Raw genomic sequence first — 19,443 nt, forward strand, 5'->3', positions numbered from 1 at the left:
ATGAGCGCGCCGGCCGTCAGTTTGGGGAGGGGGAGGGCGTCGGCCGTTCAGGCCGGCTGGGCGCCCGGCAACGTGATCGTGAAGCGAGCGCCGCCGAGTGGTGAGGTCTCGACGCCGACGCGTGCGCCGTGCAGCAGCGCGATGCGTCGTACGATGGCCAGCCCCAGGCCGAAGCCGCCGGTTGCGCGATTGCGGCTGCTGTCGAGCCGGTGGAACGGCTCGAAAATACGCGCGCGATCAGCGGCGGGTACGCCTTCGCCGTCGTCGTCGACGTAGATCAGGATCTCGCCGTTTTCACACGCCTTCGCGCCGCAGACAATGCGTCGCGAGGTGTGCCGCATGGCGTTGTTGAGCAGATTCTGCACCGCGCGCGCAAGCAGCTTGGGCTCTACTTCGACACGATCCGCCCCCGGCTCGGCCGAGATGTCGAGCGCAATCGAGCGCGTCGCCAGCACTTCGGTGCAATTCGCCGCGAGACTGTCGAACAGCAATCGCAACGACACGACCTGACGCGTCGGGGGCGTGGTGATCTGGTCGAGGCGAGCGAGCGAGAGCAATTCGGTGACGAGCTCGTCCAGTTCGCGGATGTCTCCCTTGAGCGCGTTGATACGGTCGTCTGCGTCAGGTTCGTGACGTCGCTGCTGCAGGATCTCCAGCCCGAAGTCGAGCCGCGCGATCGGCGTTCGCAATTCGTGCGAGACCGCGTTGATCATGTCCTTCTGCGTCTTGATGGAGCGCTCGATACGATCGGCCATCGTGTTGAACACCCCCACCAGCGCTGTCAGATTGGAGAAGCTGGAAACCTTTGCCCGCGAGCTGAAATCGCCTTCGCCAAAGCGGCTTGCCGCGCGGTTGAGCGACTTCAGATCGGTCCAGTACCAGCGCACCCACGTCAACACGGCAATCAGCATGAGTAACGCCACCACCGCGTACGCAAGGTAGTTGATCTGTTTCATGCTCAGGTCGGTGCCGCTCTCGGACGTCAGCACCCATTGCGAGTTGCGCAGGCGCATGGCGTAGTGCTCGCCATCGGTGCCGTTCACAATCGGCAGCCCGGCTTCGAGATCCTTGCGCACGTACTCGCGCACCAACGGAAAATTCTTCAGCGGTTTGAGTTCCAGCTTGTCCTGCGTCTTCAACGAGAACTCGGCAATGAACCTGGGCCACTCGGCTTCGGGAATGTCTCCGAGCTTTTCGTTGATCAGCCATGCATAACCCGCGAGCTGGGTCTGCGCCGAGCGGTTCATGATGTCGAAGAACAAGTACCCGAACGTGTAGGTGATGATGAGAATGGCCGCAACGATGGAAACACCCACGAGCGCATACAGCTTGAGCAGCACGCGAAACATGGTTCAACTCTCCCAGGCCGACGGGCTGAACAGGTAGCCCCGGCCCCAGACGGTCTTGATACGGTGCGGCTCGCCGTCGGTGTCTTCGAAGCGCTTGCGCAAGCGGTAAATGCCGACGTCGACCGTGCGGTCGATGCCGTCGAATTCGATGCCTCGCAATTGTTGCAGGATTTCGTCGCGCGTGACGACGCGTCCCGCGCCGCGCGCGAGAATCAGCAACAGGCTGAACTCGTTGGACTTCAGCTCGACGCTCGCGCCGCGCCAGAACACCATGCGGTCGCGCGGCACGATGCGCAACTGGCCGAACGTCAGCCCGTCGTCGCTGGCGACTTCCACCTCCGTGAGCGGCACGGCGCGCCGCAGCAGCGCGCGCAAACGCGCGAGCAGCAGGCGCGGCTCGACCGGCTTCACGACGTAATCGTCGGCGCCGACTTCCAGTCCGGCGACTTGATCGTAAGTGTCCTCGCGCGCCGTGAGGATGAGGATCGGTGTAGCGCTCACCGCGCGCAACTGGCGGCAGATTTCCATGCCGTCCATACCGGGCAACATCAGATCGAGCACCACGATATCCGGGGAAAACGCCCGGAAACGCTCCAGTGCGCGTGAGCCATCGCCGACGACCATCACTTCGAAGCGATAGGCGTGCAGATATTCCGTGACGAGCGCGGCCAGGCGCGCATCGTCTTCGACCAGCAAGACACGGTACATGACCGTATTCCTTTCATTTTGTGCCGTGCCGCACAACGCTGGCGGCACTCCCGTGGAACGCATTTTACTGCGCCGGAGCCCCGCCGGGCGGGCGTTTCAAACCTGCGAACAAATGAAAACATTTGTTCACAACTCTCCTAAATCGGATAACAGCCACGCGGGTGCTTCGCGCCTACCATGCGTTCACCTTGCGATCCGTCTGAAGGTCGCATAACCCCCCCAACTACCGAAACACACTGGATTTTGTAGGAGTGCCATGAAAAGCCGTCACGCCAGTTCCCTCTCTCATGTTTGCCTTAGCCGTAATCTTCGCCATTTTCATCGCTTCGCCGCGGTGAGCGCGGCGGGCCTGCTGCTCGCTGGTGCCGCTTCGCATGCGCATGCGGTCGAACCGGCGCGTTATAGCGGCATTCAGCCCGATCAGAGTCTGCCCACGAAGGCGGCGGACAGCGGCTATGAGTTCACCCTCGGCGGTGGCGTTGGCTATTCCCCCCGTTACATGGGCAGCGACGAATATCACGTCACGCCCGCACTGAATCTCGCGCTGCAAACGCCCTACGGCGTATTCGTCGGGCTGGGGGGCGTGGGCTACCGGTTGTCGCTGCCGGCAGGCTTCTTCCTGTCGGCCGCACTGTCGTATGACGGCGGTCGCAAGGACAACCCCAAAGGGCTCGACAACGGCTCCACCAAGCTGCGCGGCATGGGCGACATCAAGGGGTCGCTCTTCACCACGCTGCAAGCCGGTTATGCGATCGGCGATCTGGCGGTCGTGAGCGTGGCGAGCGATATTCCGCTCACGCAGCGCAATCGCGGCAACGTTTATCGCTTCGCGGTGGACAGCGTGCTCTACAAGTCGGCGTCGGATTCGGTCGGCCTCGGCGCGACGGCGCACTTCGCCAGCGGCAAGTACGCACAAACCTATTTCGGCGTGACGGCCAACCAGAGCCTGAATTCCGGCTTCGGGCAATACGCGCCCGGTGGCGGTCTTTACGGCGTGAGTCTCACGGCGAACTGGACGCACAAGTTCACCAAGCACTGGAGCACGACGCTTGCCGGCGGCGTGATGCATTACACCGGCAACGCGGCGAAAAGCCCCATCGTCTTCAAGAAGACCAACTATCAGGTCGCCACGACGCTCGACTACACGTTCTGATCGGTCACGTCGCGGTTCCGTTTTCTCCAGCGAGGCCAAAGCCATGCGAATTCTCGTCACCGGCAGTACCGGTTTTGTGGGCGGCGCCGTTATCGCCCAACTTCTCAAGGATGGGTTCGGACCGTCGTTGTTGCTGCTCGTGCGTGCGCGCACCCGCAGCGATGGCCTGACCCGTGTGCGCGCCGCGATGGATCGTTTCCGGGTCGCGCCGGTGCATCGGCTCTCGCTCACGGACGAGAACATCGTGTGCGGCGATCTTGCGCAGCCGGTCACGTTCGACGACGATCCGCGCATGCGCCGCGTCACGCACGTGATTCACGCCGGGGCGATTGCGAGTTTTTCGGCGCATCCGCAACTGGAAGCGGTGAACGTGGGCGGCACCTTGGCGCTCGCGCGTGCCGTCGCAGTGTCGCCGGTGCTGGAGCGCTTCGTGCATGTCGGCACCGCCATGGCGTGCGGCGATGCGCTGTCGGGTGTGGTGCAGGAGTCGCACGATCTCGCGCTGGCCGATCATCAGGTGGTGGCCTACACGGCGTCCAAGGCCGAAGCCGAGCGACGTTTGCGACGCGAGTGGTCCGGGCTGCCGTTGGTGGTGGCCCGTCCGTCCATCGTGGTGGGACACACGCGCCTTGGTTGCGAGCCGTCCGGCAGCATCTTCTGGATGTTCCGGATGGTGCAACTGCTCGGGGCGTTCACCTGCGGGCTCGATGACCGGCTGGACGTGGTGCCGGTCGACTTTTGCGCCGATGCGCTGATCGACCTCGCGTTCCTGCCGCATCTGCGTCACGACCTTTATCACGTGTCGGCGGGCGAGGGCAGTGCCCGCACGATTCGCGAGATCGAAGCGGCGCTGGCGAAGGCGCGTGGCGTAGCGCCGCTGGGTGAGCGGTTCCGGCACATTGGCGCGGCGGAGATCGAGCGTCTGACACCTGCGCTGGCGCATCAACTGGGCCACGGCAATAGCCGTCTGATGGCGAAGGCGTTGCGTCGCTACGGCGCTTTCGCTGCGCTCGACTACGTGTTCGATAACGGCCGTCTGCTCTCGGAGGGGACGCCCCTGCCGCCGCCCGTCACCGATTATCTGGACGTGTGCGTGCGCTCGTCGGCGTCGACCTCAGTGGCCGAGCAGATGGCGTGGGATTTCAAGTGAGACAGTAGGCGGCCGGTTCGACTCGACCGTCGGGTGAAGTATTGCGCTGGGGGCGTCGTTACGTCGGTATCCCGTTAGCGTGTGACGCCCGCATCGGCGGCATCTCCCGCGAAGCATTGCGCGAGAAAGCGCTCGGTGGGACGTGACAGAGCATCCGCGTGTGGCACGAGCGCGGTCAGCAAGCGCTTGAGGCCATGCGGCGGATCGATGCGTACGGCAGCGAGTGCGGCATCTTCATGGCGCATCGACATCGCGGACACGAAGCCCACGCCCATGCCCGCGCGCACGGCTTCCTTGATACTTTCCACGCCGGCGAGTTCGAGCGCCACGCGCGGTTCGAGCCCCGATACCGAGAATGCGCGAGCCACCAGCGCCCGCACGCCGGAGCCGGGTTCGCGCATGATCAGCGCATACCCCGCGATGGTCTGCAACGAGGCGCCTTCGGGGTGTTGCGCCAGCGGATGATCGGCGCGAGCGATGGCGACGATTTCGTCGTCTCGCCACGGACGCACCGCGATCTCGGGTGACAAGCCCGGCGGCACGGCGCCTTCGATGAACGCGACGTCGAGCTGGTCGAGTTGCGTCACGATTTCGCTGGTGTTGCCATCCACGATATGCAGCGCAACCGCAGGGTAGCGCTGATGGAATTCCGCAATGACGTAAGGCAAGAGGTAACTCGCGGGCGTGGTGCTCGCCCCGATGCGCAAGGCACCGGTTTCCAGCCCGCGCAGGCCGTCTCGCAAAGCCATCGCCTGCCGATAGTCCTGACGCAGTTTGTTGGCGTACACCGCCACCTGCTCGCCCACTGCCGTGAGGCGGATGCCACGGCCGTCGCGCCGGTACAGCGGTTCGCCGAACGATTCCTGCAAGAGCCGCAATTGCCCCGACACGGCGGGTTGCGACAGGTGCAAGGCCTGCGCCGCGTGGCTGATGTTGCCCAGTTCGGCGACCGTTGCGAAGGTCAGGAGTTGGTCCGGCGTCATGTCGAATTCATCGGATATGGTGATGATTGGCTCTCATCATAGCCATTATTCGGATGATTGGCGCGGCAGTGCTTACGCGGGGCGATGGACGCGTTGGGCGATCACGAGCGCTTCGACCTCATTCCATTGCGGGGCATGTGCCCCGGTGCGGGTGCAGGCGAGGGCTGCCGCCGCAGCAGCGCGATGAAGGTGTTCGGCAAGCGGAGCGTGCGGGGCGCGCGACAGGCTGGCGAGCCAGCCGCCGATGGCGGCGTCGCCCGCGCCGACCGTGTCCGCGACGTCGACGGTGTAGGCTGGTTGGACGAACGTCGTGCCGTCGGGCATCTGCAATTGCATGCCGCGCGCGCCGTTCGTCAGCAACAGGCCGGCCTGCGGCGCGATGCGGCGGACTTCGGCCAGCGCGTCGTCGTCCGTGAGCGAGGGGTAAAGCCCGCGCAGGTCTTCTACCGAGAGCTTGAGCCATGTGGCCAGCTTCGCCATGCGAGCGAACGTCGCGAGGTAAGCCGGGCCCATCAGATTGCGCAGGTTCGGATCGAAGCTGATCGCCACACCGCGGGCATGCAACTGCGCCGCGATCGATAGCAGGGTGCCCGCCAACGGCTCTCTCACCAAACTGATGCAGCCGAAATGCGCGACGCGAGCGGCGTCTTGCCAGCCAGCAGGCAACGCCGCGGGGTCGAACGCCAGATCGGCCGCGCCTTCGCCAAGAAAGAAATACGCTGGCGGATCGTGACGATGCACCACGGCCACGAGCGGCGGCGCGTCGACCGCTTGCAGGTAGCGTTCGTCCAGCCCGGCCTCGCGCGAAAGGGCGAGCAGTTCGGTGCCGAACGGCGCATGCGTGCTGATCGCGCCGCCATAGCCCGTCGCCACACCCATCGCAGCGCACACACGCGCGACGTTCCAGCACGCCCCCCCTGCGCGGCTCACCCATTGGCGCGCGTCGCCATCCGGTTGACGGATCAGATCGGTAAGGGCTTCGCCGAAGACGAGCAAGGCGGGCAGGGACATGACGTGAAGACCTTGGGGGCAGCAAAGGCTGTCAGCATACCTGCTTGTGCGCGGCGTGCTCACCGTGCTTACCGGCTGCGCAGCAATAGCGCGATACCCGCTGCCAGCACCACGACATTCACCGCTTTGACGAACTGCTGGCGCGAGAGGCGCAGCGTGATGTGCTTGCCGAGCCACATGCCTGCGATCATCGCGGGCACGAGCGAGGCGGCCGTCACGAGCATCGAGACGTCGGCGTAGACCCCGGCGAACAGAAACAGCGCGGCGCGTGCGAGCGTGCTGAAGCCGATGAGCGTGGCCTGCGTCACGCGCATCGCCTCGACACGCTCCAGGCGGCTCGTCAGATAGATGGCGAAGACGAAGCCGCCGCTGCCGAACATCGCACCGAACATGCCGCCCACGGCGCCGAACGGAATCGCCCACGCCCGCGACAGACGCGATTTCGCGCGCGGTCCGATCAGGGCGAATACGGCGTAACCACAGACGAACCATGCGAGCGCACGCAGCAGCACTTCCGGTCGCAGATGCAGCAGCAGTGCGCCCCCGGCGAGGCTGCCCGCGAGGATGGCGGGCAGCAGGCGGCGCAGTTCGTCGAGGTCTGCGGCGCGGGCGTTGCGCACCACATTGCCGGAGGCGGCGCTGAAGTCGAGTAGCGCGAGCATCGGCACGATCTGCGCGACGGGCATCGCGTACGCGAGTACGGGGCTCGCCACCAGCGCCGTGCCGAAGCCCGCAATGCCGAAAATCACATAAGCGATCACAAGGACGGCACTCATCAGCAGCCAGTGGCCCGGTGTGGGGAGCGCGGCGAGGAGTGTGTCGAGAGACGCGGCGGGCGTGGCGAACAGCGTTGAGAACATGGTGACGATTGGGCAAGACCCTTCGGGGGCGGGCGCGAACCCTGACGGCACGCGGGTTTTCCGTCAGCATAGGGCCGCGTGCGGGTGTCGCGCCAATATAGAATGTGGCGGTGTTCGATCTCGAAACGGCATGGTCATGGTGTCGCTGCGGCAGTTGCGTTATTTCCTGGAAGTGGTCGATGCCGGCGGGTTCAGCGCGGCGGCGGAGCGTCTGTTCGTTGCGCAATCGGCGTTGAGCCGCCAGATTTCCGAGCTTGAGCGCGAATTGCAGGCGGTGCTGCTCGAACGCTCGTCGAAAGGCGTGACGCTCACGCCAGCCGGACGCACGTTCGTCGTCGAGGCGCGGCGGGTGCTCACCGAACTCGAAGGCTCCGTTGCGCTCACACGCAGCGTGGCGCGCGGCGAGCAAGGCACCGTGCGGCTGGCGCACTCCAGTTCGGTGCCGTTCGCCGGGCCCTTGCCCCCGGCGCTGTATGCGCATCTGCAAGCCAATCCTGGCGTAAGCGTCGATATCTCGACGCTGTCCTCCGAACAGCAACAGGACGAAATCGAAGCCGGCCGGATCGACGTGGGGCTCGTGCGCTTGCCTGTGCTGCGTCCGGCGCCGTCGCTTGTTTGCGAGACGATTGTGCGCGAGCGCCTGCTACTGCTCGTGCCGCAGGGACATGCGCTGGCCGGTGAGACGTCGGTGAGCGTGGCGGCGCTGGCGTCGGAGCCGTTTGTATCGCTGCCGCATCGGGAGCGCGGCGGGCTGAGTTATCGTGTGGCGCAACTGTGTCAGCAGCACGGGTTTTTTCCGGTGGCCGCAAGGGCGACATCGCGCAAGGCGACGCTCGTCAATCTGGTGGCTGCCGGGTTTGGCGTGGCCATCGTGCCGGAGAGTCTTGCCGCGCTGGCCGGGGCAGACGTGCGCCGCGTCGCGCTCAACGAGGCGAATGCCGACAGCGAAGTTGCGTTGCTGCGCCGGCGCGACGCCGGCGGGCTGGTCGTGGCGTTGGGGAGTGCGTTGCGGGAGGCGTTAGGCGCAGTAAGTCACGCGTAAGCCTTGCGTGAGAGTGTGGCTCCATCAAGTCGATGAGATCCATAAGATCTTTCAGGTCCATCGCGCCGGAGAACACGAATGGGCGAGCTGCGACAAGGGAATATTCCCTCAAGTCAGCCGAAATTTCGCCCGTTATACTCTTCGGCACAGGGTGAATACACCCGTACGTGTGGCGCAGACGTCTATCCGGCGTTTTTCGTTTCCGGCAGTTCCGGCGACCGTCCCGCCCTCGTCATAACAAGCAGATCAGCGATGCTAGGAGACTGACGATGGGGCTTTTTACGCGCTCAAGGGGAGCCGCGCATTCCGTCAATATCATGAATGAGGTGGCCGCCAACGCGGGCACCCTCGGCGTCGAGTTGTGCGATATCGCCGGTAACGTCGACGAAATTGCCGTTCGAATCAAGCGCCAGGCCGAAGTGTTTCAGGAGCTTCGCCGGGCCGCCACCGACACCAGCGAAGGCAATCAACGCATCGCCGGCGCGGCACGCGAAGCACGCGATGTGGCCGACCGGGCCAGCGCGGAAATCTCGGCGTCGCGCAGTACGGCAGACGCGTCGCTCGCCTCGATCCACGGCCTTGTCGAGGGTGTGTCCGGCATGGCGGACGAGATCTCCGGCTTGCGCGAAGCGCTCGATCACGTCGGTAAAGTGGCTGAAGGTATTTCGGTCATCGCCCGGCAGACCCATCTGCTCGCGCTGAACGCGGCCATTGAAGCCGCCCGTGCCGGGGTGGCCGGACGCAGCTTCGCGGTGGTCGCCAGCGAGGTCAAACTGCTGGCGAGCAAGACGGCCGAGGCGACGCAGCAGATCGAGCACACGCTGGCCGCACTGGCCGAGCGCACCGAGCGTCTCATGCGCGAGAGCAACACCAACGTGGCGCGTGCCAACGACGCCCGCGAAGGCACCCGCGCCATTGCCAGCGTGATCGAGACGGCCGGCACGGCGCTCGACACGTTCGACCGTCAGGCCGGACAGATTGCGCAGGCGAGCGAAGCCATCGAAAACGACTGCAGCACGCTGGCCGCTCACGTCGATGAAATGGCTGACGGTGTGGCGCACTCCGCCGATCACGTCGAGAGCGCCCGCGAGCGCATTAATGGCTTGCTGGGCGTGTCGGAGCATTTGATCGGGCTGATCGCCGAAGCCGACGTCGAAACCGAGGACACGCCGTTCATTCGCGCTGTGCGTCGCGCCGCCAAACAGGTCGGCGAGAGTTTCGAAGCGGCGCTGGCCAAGGGCAAGATCAGCGAACAGGAGCTGTTCGATCGGCGTTACGAGCCGATTCCGGGCTCGAACCCGCAACAGTTGATGGCGCGCTTCACGCGCTTTACCGACGAGACACTTCCCGCGATTCAGGAGCCGCTGCTCGGCATGAACGAGCGCATCACCTTCTGCGCGGCCGTCGACGAAAACGGCTATCTGCCGACGCACAATCGCAAATTCTCGCAAGCACCCACGAACGATCCAGTGTGGAACGCGGCGCATTGCCGCAACCGGCGGCTCTTCAACGACCGCACGGGCGCCGCTGCGGGCCGCAACACCAAGCCGCTGTTGCTGCAAACGTATCGTCGCGATATGGGCGGCGGGGAGTTTGTCGTGATGAAGGACGCTTCGGCGCCGATCTACGTCAATGGCCGCCACTGGGGCGGCTTCCGGATTGCCTATCGGGTTGCGCTCTGAACGTCACACCTTGCTCGCCGGGCATAAAAGAAACGCGCCGCCGACCTCGCAGTCGGCGGCGCGTTTTTTATTTCGGATCATCCGTCGATGCAAAGGGGCCGTCGACGCATGGTCCGTGGATCAATAGGCGTACCAGCGGCCGTGACGCCAGTAGCCGTGGCCGTAGTATCCACCATACGGACGACCGTAATACGCCGGCGGAGGACCGTAGTAGACCGGTGCCGGTGCCACGTAGACGGGCGGCGGGGCAACATAGACCGGGGGAGGCGGCGCCACGTAGACCGGTGCCGGTGCATAGACCGGACCCGGGGCGATCAGCGGTACACCAATACCGATACCGACCGACACGTGCGCCTGCGCCGTCCCGATCGCACTCGCGGCGAGCGCGACCCCGGCGATGGCAAGGGCGGCAAACTTGGTTTTCATGACATTTCTCCTGCGGACTTGGCAGCGTACTGATGACAGCGCTCGGACGGCACCATGCCGCTCGACGCGCCCGGTGCCCGCCGGCACCGTGGTTCGTCTGATTCGTTGACTTAACTGTACTGAAGTTCCGAAACGCAGGCGCAGCCCAATTGTTGCAAAGTATGCGCATTCGCCAGGTGTGGGGAACGTTCGGGCGTAGAAAAGCGGCCGCCAAACGTGTAAATCAGACCCCCATTCTATTCATAATCAACGGTTTGCGCTGGTTTTGGTTGACGTCACCCCGCACGGCAGTCGTGCCAGGCGGTGCCCGGCAGGCGACACTTGTTACATTCATTTACATGACGTCCGCCGTGTGTGGCGCAAAAACAGCGGGCGAATGCCACTTGCGCGACATTCGCCCGTTGCCGGCGTCGAGCGATATTCGCGTCAGACGCCTTCTCCTCCCTGCCTAACCCCGTGAACCGGTGAAACAAACTTTGGGAAATACCCTGTCAGGACCTGCGCTTACTGGTTGAAACGCGTCTTGGCGTCCGTCACGCAGTTGTCCTTGCTGGTGCCCGTCAGAGCGTCGCAACGCTCGAGCGCGGCTTTGTAATCGGCCTTGTTCGCGTCGGCATTGGCGTCCTGGCGGGCGGCCGACGTGTCCTTGGCCGACTCGCGGCTCGTGCGCATGACCTTGGCGTCGCCGTAAGCCTTGGTCTTGGCGGCATCGGCGTCTTTCACGCAAACGTCCTTGTCGTTGCCCTTCTTGTCGTCGCAGCGCAGCTTGGCGACGCTGTAATCGGCGTCTGCCTTCGTTACGGCGGCGTCATACCGCGCCTTGGGCGTTTGCTTGTAGTCGGCTTCCGCGTTGGCCTTGGCAATCTTTTCCTTGCCCTTTGCGTCCTCGGCGCAGACCTTCTTCGCGTTGTCCTTCAAGTCGTCGCAACGTGCGGCCGACGCCTTGTAATCCGCCTCTGCGGACTTTTGGGCGGCTTCGTAGCGATCCTTGGCGGCGGCGTCAGCGGCATTGGCTGCCGTTACGCTCAGCATGCCTGCGGCGGCAAGGCAGGCGCAGGTCAGGACGTTCATGGCGATTCGATGTGGCATCTCAGAGCCCTCCTTGGCTGGGAGTGTGACGGGCGGATGGCGCGACGCCTGAGCGTTGCCCATCGCCTAACGGGGGGACGTTGATTCAGCGCTCGGTTGCGCTACGGCGCAGCGTTACTTGTTGCGGTCGGCAGCGCCTTGAATGGCTTCGCCGCCCTTCTGGACGTCCTCGCCCGCGCCATGGATGGTGTTGCAGCCGGCCAGGCCCAGTGCGAAGCCCGACAGCAGTGCGATGGCGATCAATCGTTTCATTTTGATTTCTCCTTGGAAAGATGATGTCGTCCGCGGCGCGGTACAAGTGCGAGGGGAGGCCCGCCTCCCGGCGGGCGCGACGATGCTCGCTTACCAGATCTTGTGCTGCTTGTTCCACGTGTCGACTTCGCGTTCGGCGTCGGCCTTGGCCTTGCCGTAGCGTTCCTGAATCACGCCGACGAACTTGTCGCGATTGCCTTCGATCTTGAGCAGATCGTCGTCGGTCAGATTGCCCCATTGCTTCTTCGCTTCGCCCTTGAGCTGGTTCCACTTGCCCTTGATCAGATCCGAGTTCATAACAACTCCTTAGTGTTGGGTTGCGTTCAGGTACTTCTCGCGGGAGATTCCGCCATTCGGCACGCACAGTGCGGCGCGCGCTCAGAAACCAGAATCCGCGCCCCTTGGGGGCGGCGGCAGGTGATTCCATGGTAGGGAGTGCGAAGTGTGGGCGCTGTCAGCCGCGGGTGCGTCGCGGTGTAGGCGGAGTCGGGTTGCGCTGTCAGTGCATTCCGACCGGAGGGTGGGGGGCGAGGACGGGGAGAGGGATGCCGACGCCGGCGCACTCGCTTCGTCGTCAGCCGTGGGGTACACCGGGCATTTGCGGGCCGGCAGTCTGAACGACGGTGCTCTCGGTGACTTCGGTCGCGATTTCCGGGGCGTCGGCCGGGTTGCACAGCGGCAATACGACCTGAATCTCCGTGCCGAGACGCTGCGGCAGCGAGTGAATGTCGATGCGCCCGCCTTTGGCCGAAACTCGTTGACGCATGCCAAAAAGGCCATGGGTCTTGGGCTTGTTGAATTGATCGCGCGTGAGCCCGATGCCGTTATCGATCACTTCGAGACGCACACGCTGATCGTCGCAGGCGAGCGCCACGCGTACCGTCGTTGCACGAGCGTATTTGCCGGCGTTCGTCAGGGCCTCCTGTGCGACGCGAAACAGCACGATAGCCGTCGACTCGGGCAGGGCGAAGTCTTCTGCCGGCAGATCGAGATCAAGTTGCCAGTGTTGCTGATCGGCGGCCTCTTCGGCAAGCGAGCGCAACGCAGTGACGAGACCGAAATTAATCAGCACCGTCGGGCGAAGATTCTCGATGATGCGGCGCTTGGTCTGAATCCCGGAATCGAGATTGCGTTGCGCACGCGCGAGTTTTTCCGCGACGACCGGCTCGACGCTGCGCAGCTTGTGATGGGCCCACGTGACGTCCATCTTGCAGGCGGTGAGAATCGCGCCGAGCTCGTCGTGCAGTTCGCGCGACAGACGCGTCTTTTCGTCCTCGCTGACGTTTTGCAAGTGCGTGGCCAGTTCGTCGAGTTGTTCGGTGCGCTCGCGCACGAGCCGGTCGAGATGCGTCTGTTGCTCGTGCAATTGATCGCGTGCGAGCTGTTCTTGCCGCATTTGTCGGCCAAGCGTGCGGAACAGCAGCACGAACAGCAGGATCGTCAGCAGCGACAGCGCACCCGCACTTACGGCCGAAATCGCCTGATCGAAGCGGCCGTCGTCCTGGGCGGTGCGTGCGCGCGCCAATTCGCGGTTGTACAGATCGGTGATGCCGTTTTGCACCGGCTCCATGGTGCCGATACCGAGATTGGCCGGCGCGAGGGCTTCTTCCAGCGTCATTTCGCCCTGCGTGACAGCCGCGCGAGCCGTGTCCATGGCGGCGATGCGCTGGGAAAACAGCGTCATGACGCGCGCGAACTCGCTTGTTGCCTGCGTATCGCCCACATCCTGATAGTGCTGAACGATGAGTGCGGCGAGATCGCGAATCCGGCGCACGGCGGCGAGATACGGATCGAGATAGATGGGATTGTTCGTGAGCAGGTAACCGCGCTGGCTGGCCACCACGGTGGAGGTGCGCGCAATGATCTCGTTGAGTTCGTTGGCCGCGATCATGCCTTGCAGCGCGGCTTCGTAGGTCGACGCGAGCCGGCGGTGCGCCGATTCCAGCCCGATCAGGCTCCCGACCGTGATGACGATTGCGGCGATCATGGCGATGATCCAGCTTCGGCGACGTATCCAGGACGTAAACAATCGGGGCATTGGGGGCGGGGCCGGTGGCGGCGTTGGAGGCGTTGATGACGTCGATCTTGTTGGTCTTGTGGATCCTGCTGAGGGGATCTGCTTTCGATCATACGGCGAAAATTGCGTCATTCCGGCAATTGTCAGTCAATTCCTACGCAAAAACCAGCGTCGTCCGGGCATTCCCGTCAGCGAGGTTTTTCTACTATTCATACAGCACCCGAGAGTTTGCGCGCCGCTGTTCAGGCGGCACACCTTCCGATGGGGGTCAGGAAAGTCTCCGGGAATTGACGAAATAGACCAAGGAGAACGCCATGCTGAAGTGGGCTTTGTTGTTCGCACTGATCTCGATCGTGGCCGGCCTGTTGGGCTTCACCGGGATCGCTGCCGGTGCTGCCGGGATTGCGAAGATTCTGTTCGTGCTGTTCCTGGTGTTGTTCGTGATCTTCCTGCTGCTTGGGTTGACCGTCGCCAAGAAGATCGTGGATTAGAGGGTGCGCTGCGGCACCGCCATGAATGGCGCGCCGCAGCGACACCGCGACGCGCCGCAGCGGGCAGCTCGCGGTGCGCATGAGCCAAAGGGCCATCCCTATTGAAGGAGGTTGCGATGCTTCACTATGCCGTCGTGTTTTTCGTGATCGCGTTGATCGCCGCGGTTTTCGGGTTCACCGGAATTGCCGCCGGTGCGGCAGAGATCGCGAAAATCCTGTTCTTCATCTTCCTGGTGATCTTCTTGGTCACGCTGCTCTTCGGGGTGGTCCGACGATAGTCGCAGCGATGGCGCGAAGGGCGGCCCTTGCCGCCCTTCGCCATATCAAGCTCCATGGCGCGCAGCGATGTTCGATCTCCGAACACCGCTTACCGCGCCAAAGTCGTAAAACCGCAACAGGAGGATTCGCTAATGCATACCGCCAAGCAAGCCAAGCAGCCAGCCAAGCATCAGGGAAAGCGCACGATGACAGGCAATGGTCACGGCCCGCACGCAGGCGAGGACTTCGAAATCGACGTTCGCGCCCTGCGCGAGCGCGCTCGTGAGCATCTCGACGACGGTGCCGTCACCGAGGACTACCGCGCCGATCGCGATGCGGTCGTGCATATGCTCAACGACGCGCTGGCGACCGAACTGGTCTGCGTGTTGCGCTACAAACGTCACCATTTCATGGCCAGCGGCATTCACGCCGAGCCGGTAGCGGCCGAGTTTGCCGAGCACGCGACCCAGGAGCAGGAGCACGCGGATCGCATTGCGGCGCGTATCGTGCAACTGGGCGGCGAGCCCGATTTCTCGCCGGACAGCCTCTGCGCGCGCAGCCACGCCGAATACGTCACCTGCAACAACCTGCGCGACATGATTCGCGAAAATCTCGTCGCCGAACGTATTGCGATTGAGAGTTACCGCGAGATGATTCATTATTTGGGCGATCGGGATACCACGACACGTCGCATGCTCGAAGAGATCCTTGCGGTCGAAGAGGAGCATGCCGACGATATGCGGGATCTGCTCGACCGGGAGTGACGGCCATGGCGCGCGCCTCGAAACCATTCAAGCGCGGCCAGGAGGCCGACGGGGACAGTCTCTGGAGCTTAGATGTCACTGACAATAAAAATCCTCATTGCCGACGATCACGCGATAGTGCGTACCGGCTTCAAGCAATTCATCGCCGACGAGTCGGATATGGAAGTGATGGGCGAGGCCGCGAGCGGGGACGAGGTGATTCGTGCCGTGCGCGAAACCGCATTCGATGTCGTGCTGTTGGATATCGCCATGCCTGACAAGAACGGCATCGATACCCTGCGCGTGATCAAGCAGTTGCGGCCCGAGCAGGGGGTGCTGTTCCTGTCGACGTATCCGGAAGCGCAATATGCCGTGAATCTGCTGCGCGCCGGGGCCGACGGGTATCTGATGAAGGATGCGGCGCCGGAGGAGATCATCCGCGCCATTCGCACGGTGGCGCGCGGCCACCGTTATGTCAGCGAGGTCACGGCGGACCTGCTCGCACAGAAGCTCGACAAGCCGGTCGACGAGCCCATGCACGAGCAGCTCTCGGAGCGCGAGTTTCAGGTGTTCTGCAAGCTCGCGCAGGGGCGCACGCCCACCGAGATCGCCGATGAGTTGCATCTGTCGGTAAAGACCGTCAGCACGTATCGCGCGCGTGTGCTGGAAAAGATGCATTTGAAAACCAACGCCGATCTGACGCTCTATGCGCTTAAGAACGGTCTGATAAGTTGAGGGAGAGGCTGTCATGTCAACCGGGAACGCGGCAACGCTTTCGGGGTCCCGTTTGCCCCTCAAGGTGCTGTTGATCGAAGACTCGGCGGTGATTCGCGAGAGCCTGTCCGAAGCGCTCGGCTCGACCGGGATGCTGGAGGTCACGGGCGTGGCGGAGACGGCCGACGACGCGGTTCGCACACTCAAGGAAAATTCGTTCGACGCCGTGATCGTCGATATTCAACTGCGCCGCGGTTCGGGCATCGATGTGCTGTCGTATCTGCACGATACGGGCATGTTGCAGAAGCTCATGGCCATCGTGCTTACGAATTACGCGCTCGCGACCTACCGCAAGCGCTGCCAGCAGCTCGGCGTGCAGTACTTTTTCGACAAATCCCTGGAGTTCGACCGGGTCATTGAAGTGCTCGACGAATTCGCCACCGGCCGGCAGGCCTGAGCCCGGCCATCTCTACATCCCCAAAACGGTATAAAGAGATCAAAATTTATTATTTTCAACTATTTAGACGCATGGGCTAGAATGTCGCCTTTGCGCTAAATAGACTCTTGGCGGCGGCACTGCGAGCAGTTTTGGCAGTGGGGCTGCTATTTTTTTGCATGATCGAACTCCAGAACATTACCCAGCGTTTCGCTGGACCCAAGGGGCCGATCGACGCGCTTTCCAATATCAGCCTGTCGATCGAGCGCGGCGAAGTTTTCGGCATCATTGGCCGAAGCGGCGCCGGCAAGAGCACGCTCGTGCGTGTGATCAACCTGCTTAACCGTCCGAGCGACGGCACGGTGCGGGTCGACGGCCAGGAACTGACGTCGTTGTCGTCCGACGAACTGCGTCAGGCGCGCCGTCGCATCGGCATGATCTTCCAGCACTTCAACCTGCTCAGCTCGCGCACCGTCTACCAGAACGTGGCGCTGCCGCTGGAGCTCGCGGGCATGTCGGCCGACGAGATTCGTGCGAAGGTGCTGCCGCTGTTGGAGCTCGTGGGGCTGAGCGCGCAGAAGGATCGCTATCCGGCGCAGATTTCCGGCGGCCAGAAGCAGCGGGTGGGCATTGCCCGCGCGCTGGCGAGCGAGCCGCAGGTGCTGCTCTCTGACGAGGCCACGTCGGCGCTCGATCCGGAGACGACGCGCTCGATTCTCGAACTGCTCAAGCGCATCAATCGCGAACTGGGCCTGACCGTCGTGCTCATTACGCACCAGATGGAAGTCATCAAGCAGGTCTGCGACCGTGTCGCGGTGCTCGATGCCGGCCGTGTGGTGGAGCAGGGCGCCGTGATCGACGTGTTCCTGCGTCCGCGTCACGAAGTCACGCGCGCGCTGATCGGCGACGTGATTTCGCAGGAACTGCCTGCGGGCGTGCGCGAGCGCGTGGCGTCGCGTATCGGCAACGGTCATGACCATCTGTATCGTCTGGCGTTTTCCGGGGCGGGCGTGGATCAGCCGCTGATCTCCGAGGCCATTCGCCGCTACGAACTCGATTTCAACATCCTGCATGGCCAGATCGACGAGATCCAGGGGCAGGCGTTCGGATCGCTCGCCGTGATGGCGGGCGGCACCCCGGCCCGCGTGGCCGAAGCCATGGCGTTCCTCGCCAGTGAAGGCGTTGTCGTTGAGGAGCTGAGCCATGTGGAGTGAAATGTTCGATCTGTTCGTCTCCTCGTTCTGGGAGACGCTCATCATGGTCGGGATCTCGGGCCTCATCGGCGCCGTTGTGGGCGTGCCGCTCGGCGTGCTGCTGTATCTGACGGACCGCAACGGGGTGCTGCAGAACCTGCCGACCAATCGCATCGTCGGCATTCTCGTGAACGCCGTGCGCTCGACGCCGTTCATCATTCTGCTCGTCGCCGTGATTCCGTTCACGCGACTGATCGTCGGCTCGTCCATCGGCACGATGGCTGCCGTGGTGCCGCTCACCATCGCCGCTGCGCCGTTCGTGGCGCGTCTGGTGGAGACCGCGCTGCGTGAAGTCGACCGCGGCCTGATCGAAGCGGCGCAGTCGATGGGTGCGACGACCGCTCAGATCGTCACGAAGGTGTTGCTGCCCGAGGCGCTGCCCGGCATCGTCGCCGGCCTGACGATCACGTTCGTGAGCCTGGTCGGTTACTCGGCCATGGCCGGTGCCATTGGCGGCGGCGGTCTGGGCGACCTCGGCATTCGTTACGGCTATCAGCGCTTCCTGCCCGAAGTCATGATTACCGTGGTGCTGATCCTGATCGTGTTCGTGCAACTGGTGCAGACCTTCGGCGACTGGCTGGTGCGCCGCCTGAGCCACAAATAACATCTCAAAATAACGACTTGCCGGCGATCCGGCACGTCATTCACACGCGAGGTTTTCCATGCAACGTCGTACGCTTTTCAAGCTGCTGGCAGGTATCGGTGCCGCCACGGTTTTCGCCACGCAGTTCGCCGCGCCGGCTGCGGCCGCTGACGCCATTAACCTGAAGATCGGTGTTACGGGCGGCCCGCACGCCCAGATTTTCGACGAAGTGAAGAAGGTCGCCGCCAAGGATGGCCTGAACATCAAGGTCATCGAATTCAGCGATTACGTGCAGCCGAACGCCGCACTAGCCTCGGGCGATCTGGATGCGAACAGCTACCAGCACCAGCCGTACCTCGACGCGCAGGTGAAGGACCGCGGCTACAAGCTCGAATCGATCGCCAAGACGGTGATCTTCCCGATGGGCATCTATTCGAAGAAGATCAAGTCGTTGGCCGATCTGAAGACGGGCGACAAGGTGTCGCTGCCGAACGACCCGACCAACGGCGGCCGTGCGCTGCTGTTGCTGCAAAAGCAGGGTCTGATCAAGCTGCGCGCCGACGCCGGTCTGAAAGCCACCCCGATCGACGTGGCGGAGAACCCGAAGAAGCTGAAGTTCGTGGAACTGGACGCCGCCCAACTGCCGCGCTCGCTCGACGACGTGGCCGTGGCCGTCATCAACACCAACTTCGCGATGGAAGCCGGTCTGAACCCGAAGAAGGATTCGATCGCCATCGAAGACGCGAACGGCCCGTACGCCAACGTGCTGGTGATTCGCTCGGCCGACAAGAACAAGCCCTGGGTGGCCAAGCTGATCAAGGCTTACCACTCGCCGGAAGTGAAGGCCTTTATCGAACAGAAGTTCGGTGGCTCGGTCGTGACGGCCTGGTGAGTGCCCGGATGATGTGAGACGACGCGCCGGTTGACGGCGCCTCGTGCGAAAAACGGCAACGCTTTGCGGCGTTGCCGTTTTTTTTCGTTCTTGTGCCCATCTGGCATCTCGCTCACGCTACGCATTCCCGCGTGGCGGGACGCTGGGCGGCGTGCGTTCCCGAGATTTGTGGCAATTCCGATGCTGTCACCGTTTTGTCAAATAACGGCGATAGCCTGAATACCAAGCATAAGAGAGGGTGCCTGCGGGTACCGTCACAAGACGCGGATATGGGCCATAGAGCAGCGACCGCACGCGAAGCACGGGGAACGGGTGAGACTTCATCGGGGCGCATGGCCTGCGGTGCGTATG

22 protein-coding genes are annotated in these 19,443 nt (G+C 63.4%); 12 read left to right on the top strand and 10 right to left on the bottom strand.

The features are described from left to right. Positions 1-47 precede the first annotated feature (47 nt). Together ACIPHM_RS08255 and ACIPHM_RS08260 are read right to left on the bottom strand one after the other, a co-directional pair. Positions 48-1,349: an ATP-binding protein gene (locus tag ACIPHM_RS08255; RefSeq protein ID WP_400326721.1), complete on the bottom strand. Its 1,302-nt coding sequence runs from the start codon at positions 1,347-1,349 to the stop codon at positions 48-50. Between the two features lie 3 nt (positions 1,350-1,352). After that, a complete protein-coding gene (locus ACIPHM_RS08260; protein WP_400326727.1) occupies positions 1,353-2,057 on the bottom strand; it encodes a response regulator in 705 nt (234 codons plus the stop codon). Positions 2,058-2,313: 256 nt separating this feature from the next. Between ACIPHM_RS08260 and ACIPHM_RS08265 the strand changes: the two genes are divergently transcribed. Continuing rightward, positions 2,314-3,210 carry a MipA/OmpV family protein gene (locus ACIPHM_RS08265; protein ID WP_400326729.1) on the top strand — a complete coding sequence of 299 codons (897 nt, stop codon included), beginning with the start codon at positions 2,314-2,316 and terminating at the stop codon, positions 3,208-3,210. 43 nt (positions 3,211-3,253) lie between these two features. Then, on the top strand, positions 3,254-4,360 hold the full coding sequence (locus ACIPHM_RS08270; protein ID WP_400326732.1) for an SDR family oxidoreductase: 1,107 nt from the start codon (positions 3,254-3,256) through the stop codon (positions 4,358-4,360). A gap of 74 nt (positions 4,361-4,434) precedes the next feature. On the opposite strand, the gene ACIPHM_RS08275 is transcribed toward ACIPHM_RS08270, so the two are convergent. The 3 genes from ACIPHM_RS08275 to ACIPHM_RS08285 all read right to left on the bottom strand — a co-directional run bounded on the left by ACIPHM_RS08275 (position 4,435) and on the right by ACIPHM_RS08285 (position 7,214). Continuing rightward, positions 4,435-5,343: a LysR family transcriptional regulator gene (locus ACIPHM_RS08275; RefSeq protein WP_400326734.1), complete on the bottom strand. Its 909-nt coding sequence runs from the start codon at positions 5,341-5,343 to the stop codon at positions 4,435-4,437. Between the two features lie 72 nt (positions 5,344-5,415). Further along, positions 5,416-6,354 carry a carbohydrate kinase gene (locus tag ACIPHM_RS08280; RefSeq protein ID WP_400326736.1) on the bottom strand — a complete coding sequence of 313 codons (939 nt, stop codon included), beginning with the start codon at positions 6,352-6,354 and terminating at the stop codon, positions 5,416-5,418. Between the two features lie 68 nt (positions 6,355-6,422). Continuing rightward, positions 6,423-7,214 (bottom strand): sulfite exporter TauE/SafE family protein, encoded by a 792-nt coding sequence (locus ACIPHM_RS08285; protein ID WP_400326739.1) that lies wholly within the window; start codon positions 7,212-7,214, stop codon positions 6,423-6,425. A 130-nt stretch (positions 7,215-7,344) separates the two neighbouring features. Between ACIPHM_RS08285 and ACIPHM_RS08290 the strand changes: the two genes are divergently transcribed. Then, positions 7,345-8,256, top strand: coding sequence for a LysR substrate-binding domain-containing protein (locus tag ACIPHM_RS08290; RefSeq protein ID WP_400326742.1), 912 nt, complete (start codon positions 7,345-7,347; stop codon positions 8,254-8,256). Between the two features lie 269 nt (positions 8,257-8,525). Further along, the gene (locus ACIPHM_RS08295; RefSeq protein WP_400326745.1) at positions 8,526-9,938 is read left to right on the top strand and encodes a methyl-accepting chemotaxis protein; all 1,413 of its coding nucleotides are present in this window, start codon (positions 8,526-8,528) and stop codon (positions 9,936-9,938) included. A 120-nt stretch (positions 9,939-10,058) separates the two neighbouring features. Here the strand turns inward: ACIPHM_RS08295 and ACIPHM_RS08300 are convergent, their stop codons facing one another. The 5 genes from ACIPHM_RS08300 to ACIPHM_RS08320 form a co-directional block, all read right to left on the bottom strand. Continuing rightward, the gene (locus ACIPHM_RS08300) at positions 10,059-10,364 is read right to left on the bottom strand and encodes a hypothetical protein (RefSeq protein WP_400326748.1); all 306 of its coding nucleotides are present in this window, start codon (positions 10,362-10,364) and stop codon (positions 10,059-10,061) included. A gap of 504 nt (positions 10,365-10,868) precedes the next feature. Then, on the bottom strand, positions 10,869-11,453 hold the full coding sequence (locus ACIPHM_RS08305) for a hypothetical protein (protein ID WP_400326751.1): 585 nt from the start codon (positions 11,451-11,453) through the stop codon (positions 10,869-10,871). Between the two features lie 114 nt (positions 11,454-11,567). Then, a complete protein-coding gene (locus tag ACIPHM_RS08310) occupies positions 11,568-11,705 on the bottom strand; it encodes an entericidin A/B family lipoprotein (protein WP_400326754.1) in 138 nt (45 codons plus the stop codon). A 90-nt stretch (positions 11,706-11,795) separates the two neighbouring features. Continuing rightward, on the bottom strand, positions 11,796-12,002 hold the full coding sequence (locus ACIPHM_RS08315) for a CsbD family protein (protein ID WP_400326757.1): 207 nt from the start codon (positions 12,000-12,002) through the stop codon (positions 11,796-11,798). 277 nt (positions 12,003-12,279) lie between these two features. Next, on the bottom strand, positions 12,280-13,692 hold the full coding sequence (locus ACIPHM_RS08320; RefSeq protein WP_400326759.1) for a CHASE3 domain-containing protein: 1,413 nt from the start codon (positions 13,690-13,692) through the stop codon (positions 12,280-12,282). 344 nt (positions 13,693-14,036) lie between these two features. Between ACIPHM_RS08320 and ACIPHM_RS08325 the strand changes: the two genes are divergently transcribed. The 8 genes from ACIPHM_RS08325 (at position 14,037) to ACIPHM_RS08360 (ending at position 19,092) form a co-directional block, all read left to right on the top strand. Continuing rightward, complete coding sequence (locus ACIPHM_RS08325) at positions 14,037-14,213, top strand: DUF1328 family protein (protein WP_042114863.1); 177 nt, start codon at positions 14,037-14,039, stop codon at positions 14,211-14,213. Between the two features lie 116 nt (positions 14,214-14,329). Continuing rightward, the gene (locus tag ACIPHM_RS08330) at positions 14,330-14,491 is read left to right on the top strand and encodes a DUF1328 domain-containing protein (RefSeq protein ID WP_039374862.1); all 162 of its coding nucleotides are present in this window, start codon (positions 14,330-14,332) and stop codon (positions 14,489-14,491) included. A gap of 186 nt (positions 14,492-14,677) precedes the next feature. Then, entirely contained in the window at positions 14,678-15,235 is a 558-nt protein-coding gene (locus ACIPHM_RS08335; protein WP_400327478.1) for a bacterioferritin, read from the top strand. Positions 15,236-15,307: 72 nt separating this feature from the next. Continuing rightward, positions 15,308-15,949 carry a response regulator gene (locus ACIPHM_RS08340; RefSeq protein ID WP_400326765.1) on the top strand — a complete coding sequence of 214 codons (642 nt, stop codon included), beginning with the start codon at positions 15,308-15,310 and terminating at the stop codon, positions 15,947-15,949. 13 nt (positions 15,950-15,962) lie between these two features. Further along, positions 15,963-16,385, top strand: a complete 423-nt coding sequence (locus tag ACIPHM_RS08345) for a response regulator (RefSeq protein WP_400326768.1) — start codon at positions 15,963-15,965, stop codon at positions 16,383-16,385. 158 nt (positions 16,386-16,543) lie between these two features. Further along, positions 16,544-17,578: a methionine ABC transporter ATP-binding protein gene (locus tag ACIPHM_RS08350; RefSeq protein WP_400326771.1), complete on the top strand. Its 1,035-nt coding sequence runs from the start codon at positions 16,544-16,546 to the stop codon at positions 17,576-17,578. Further along, positions 17,568-18,221, top strand: coding sequence for a methionine ABC transporter permease (locus ACIPHM_RS08355; protein WP_400326774.1), 654 nt, complete (start codon positions 17,568-17,570; stop codon positions 18,219-18,221). Before ACIPHM_RS08350 ends, ACIPHM_RS08355 begins: the two co-directional genes overlap by 11 nt. A 58-nt stretch (positions 18,222-18,279) precedes the next feature. Further along, complete coding sequence (locus tag ACIPHM_RS08360; protein WP_400326777.1) at positions 18,280-19,092, top strand: MetQ/NlpA family ABC transporter substrate-binding protein; 813 nt, start codon at positions 18,280-18,282, stop codon at positions 19,090-19,092. The last annotated feature ends 351 nt before the right edge of the window (positions 19,093-19,443 follow it).

This window comes from Pandoraea sp. NPDC087047 (assembly GCF_044745225.1).
Classification (GTDB): domain Bacteria; phylum Pseudomonadota; class Gammaproteobacteria; order Burkholderiales; family Burkholderiaceae; genus Pandoraea.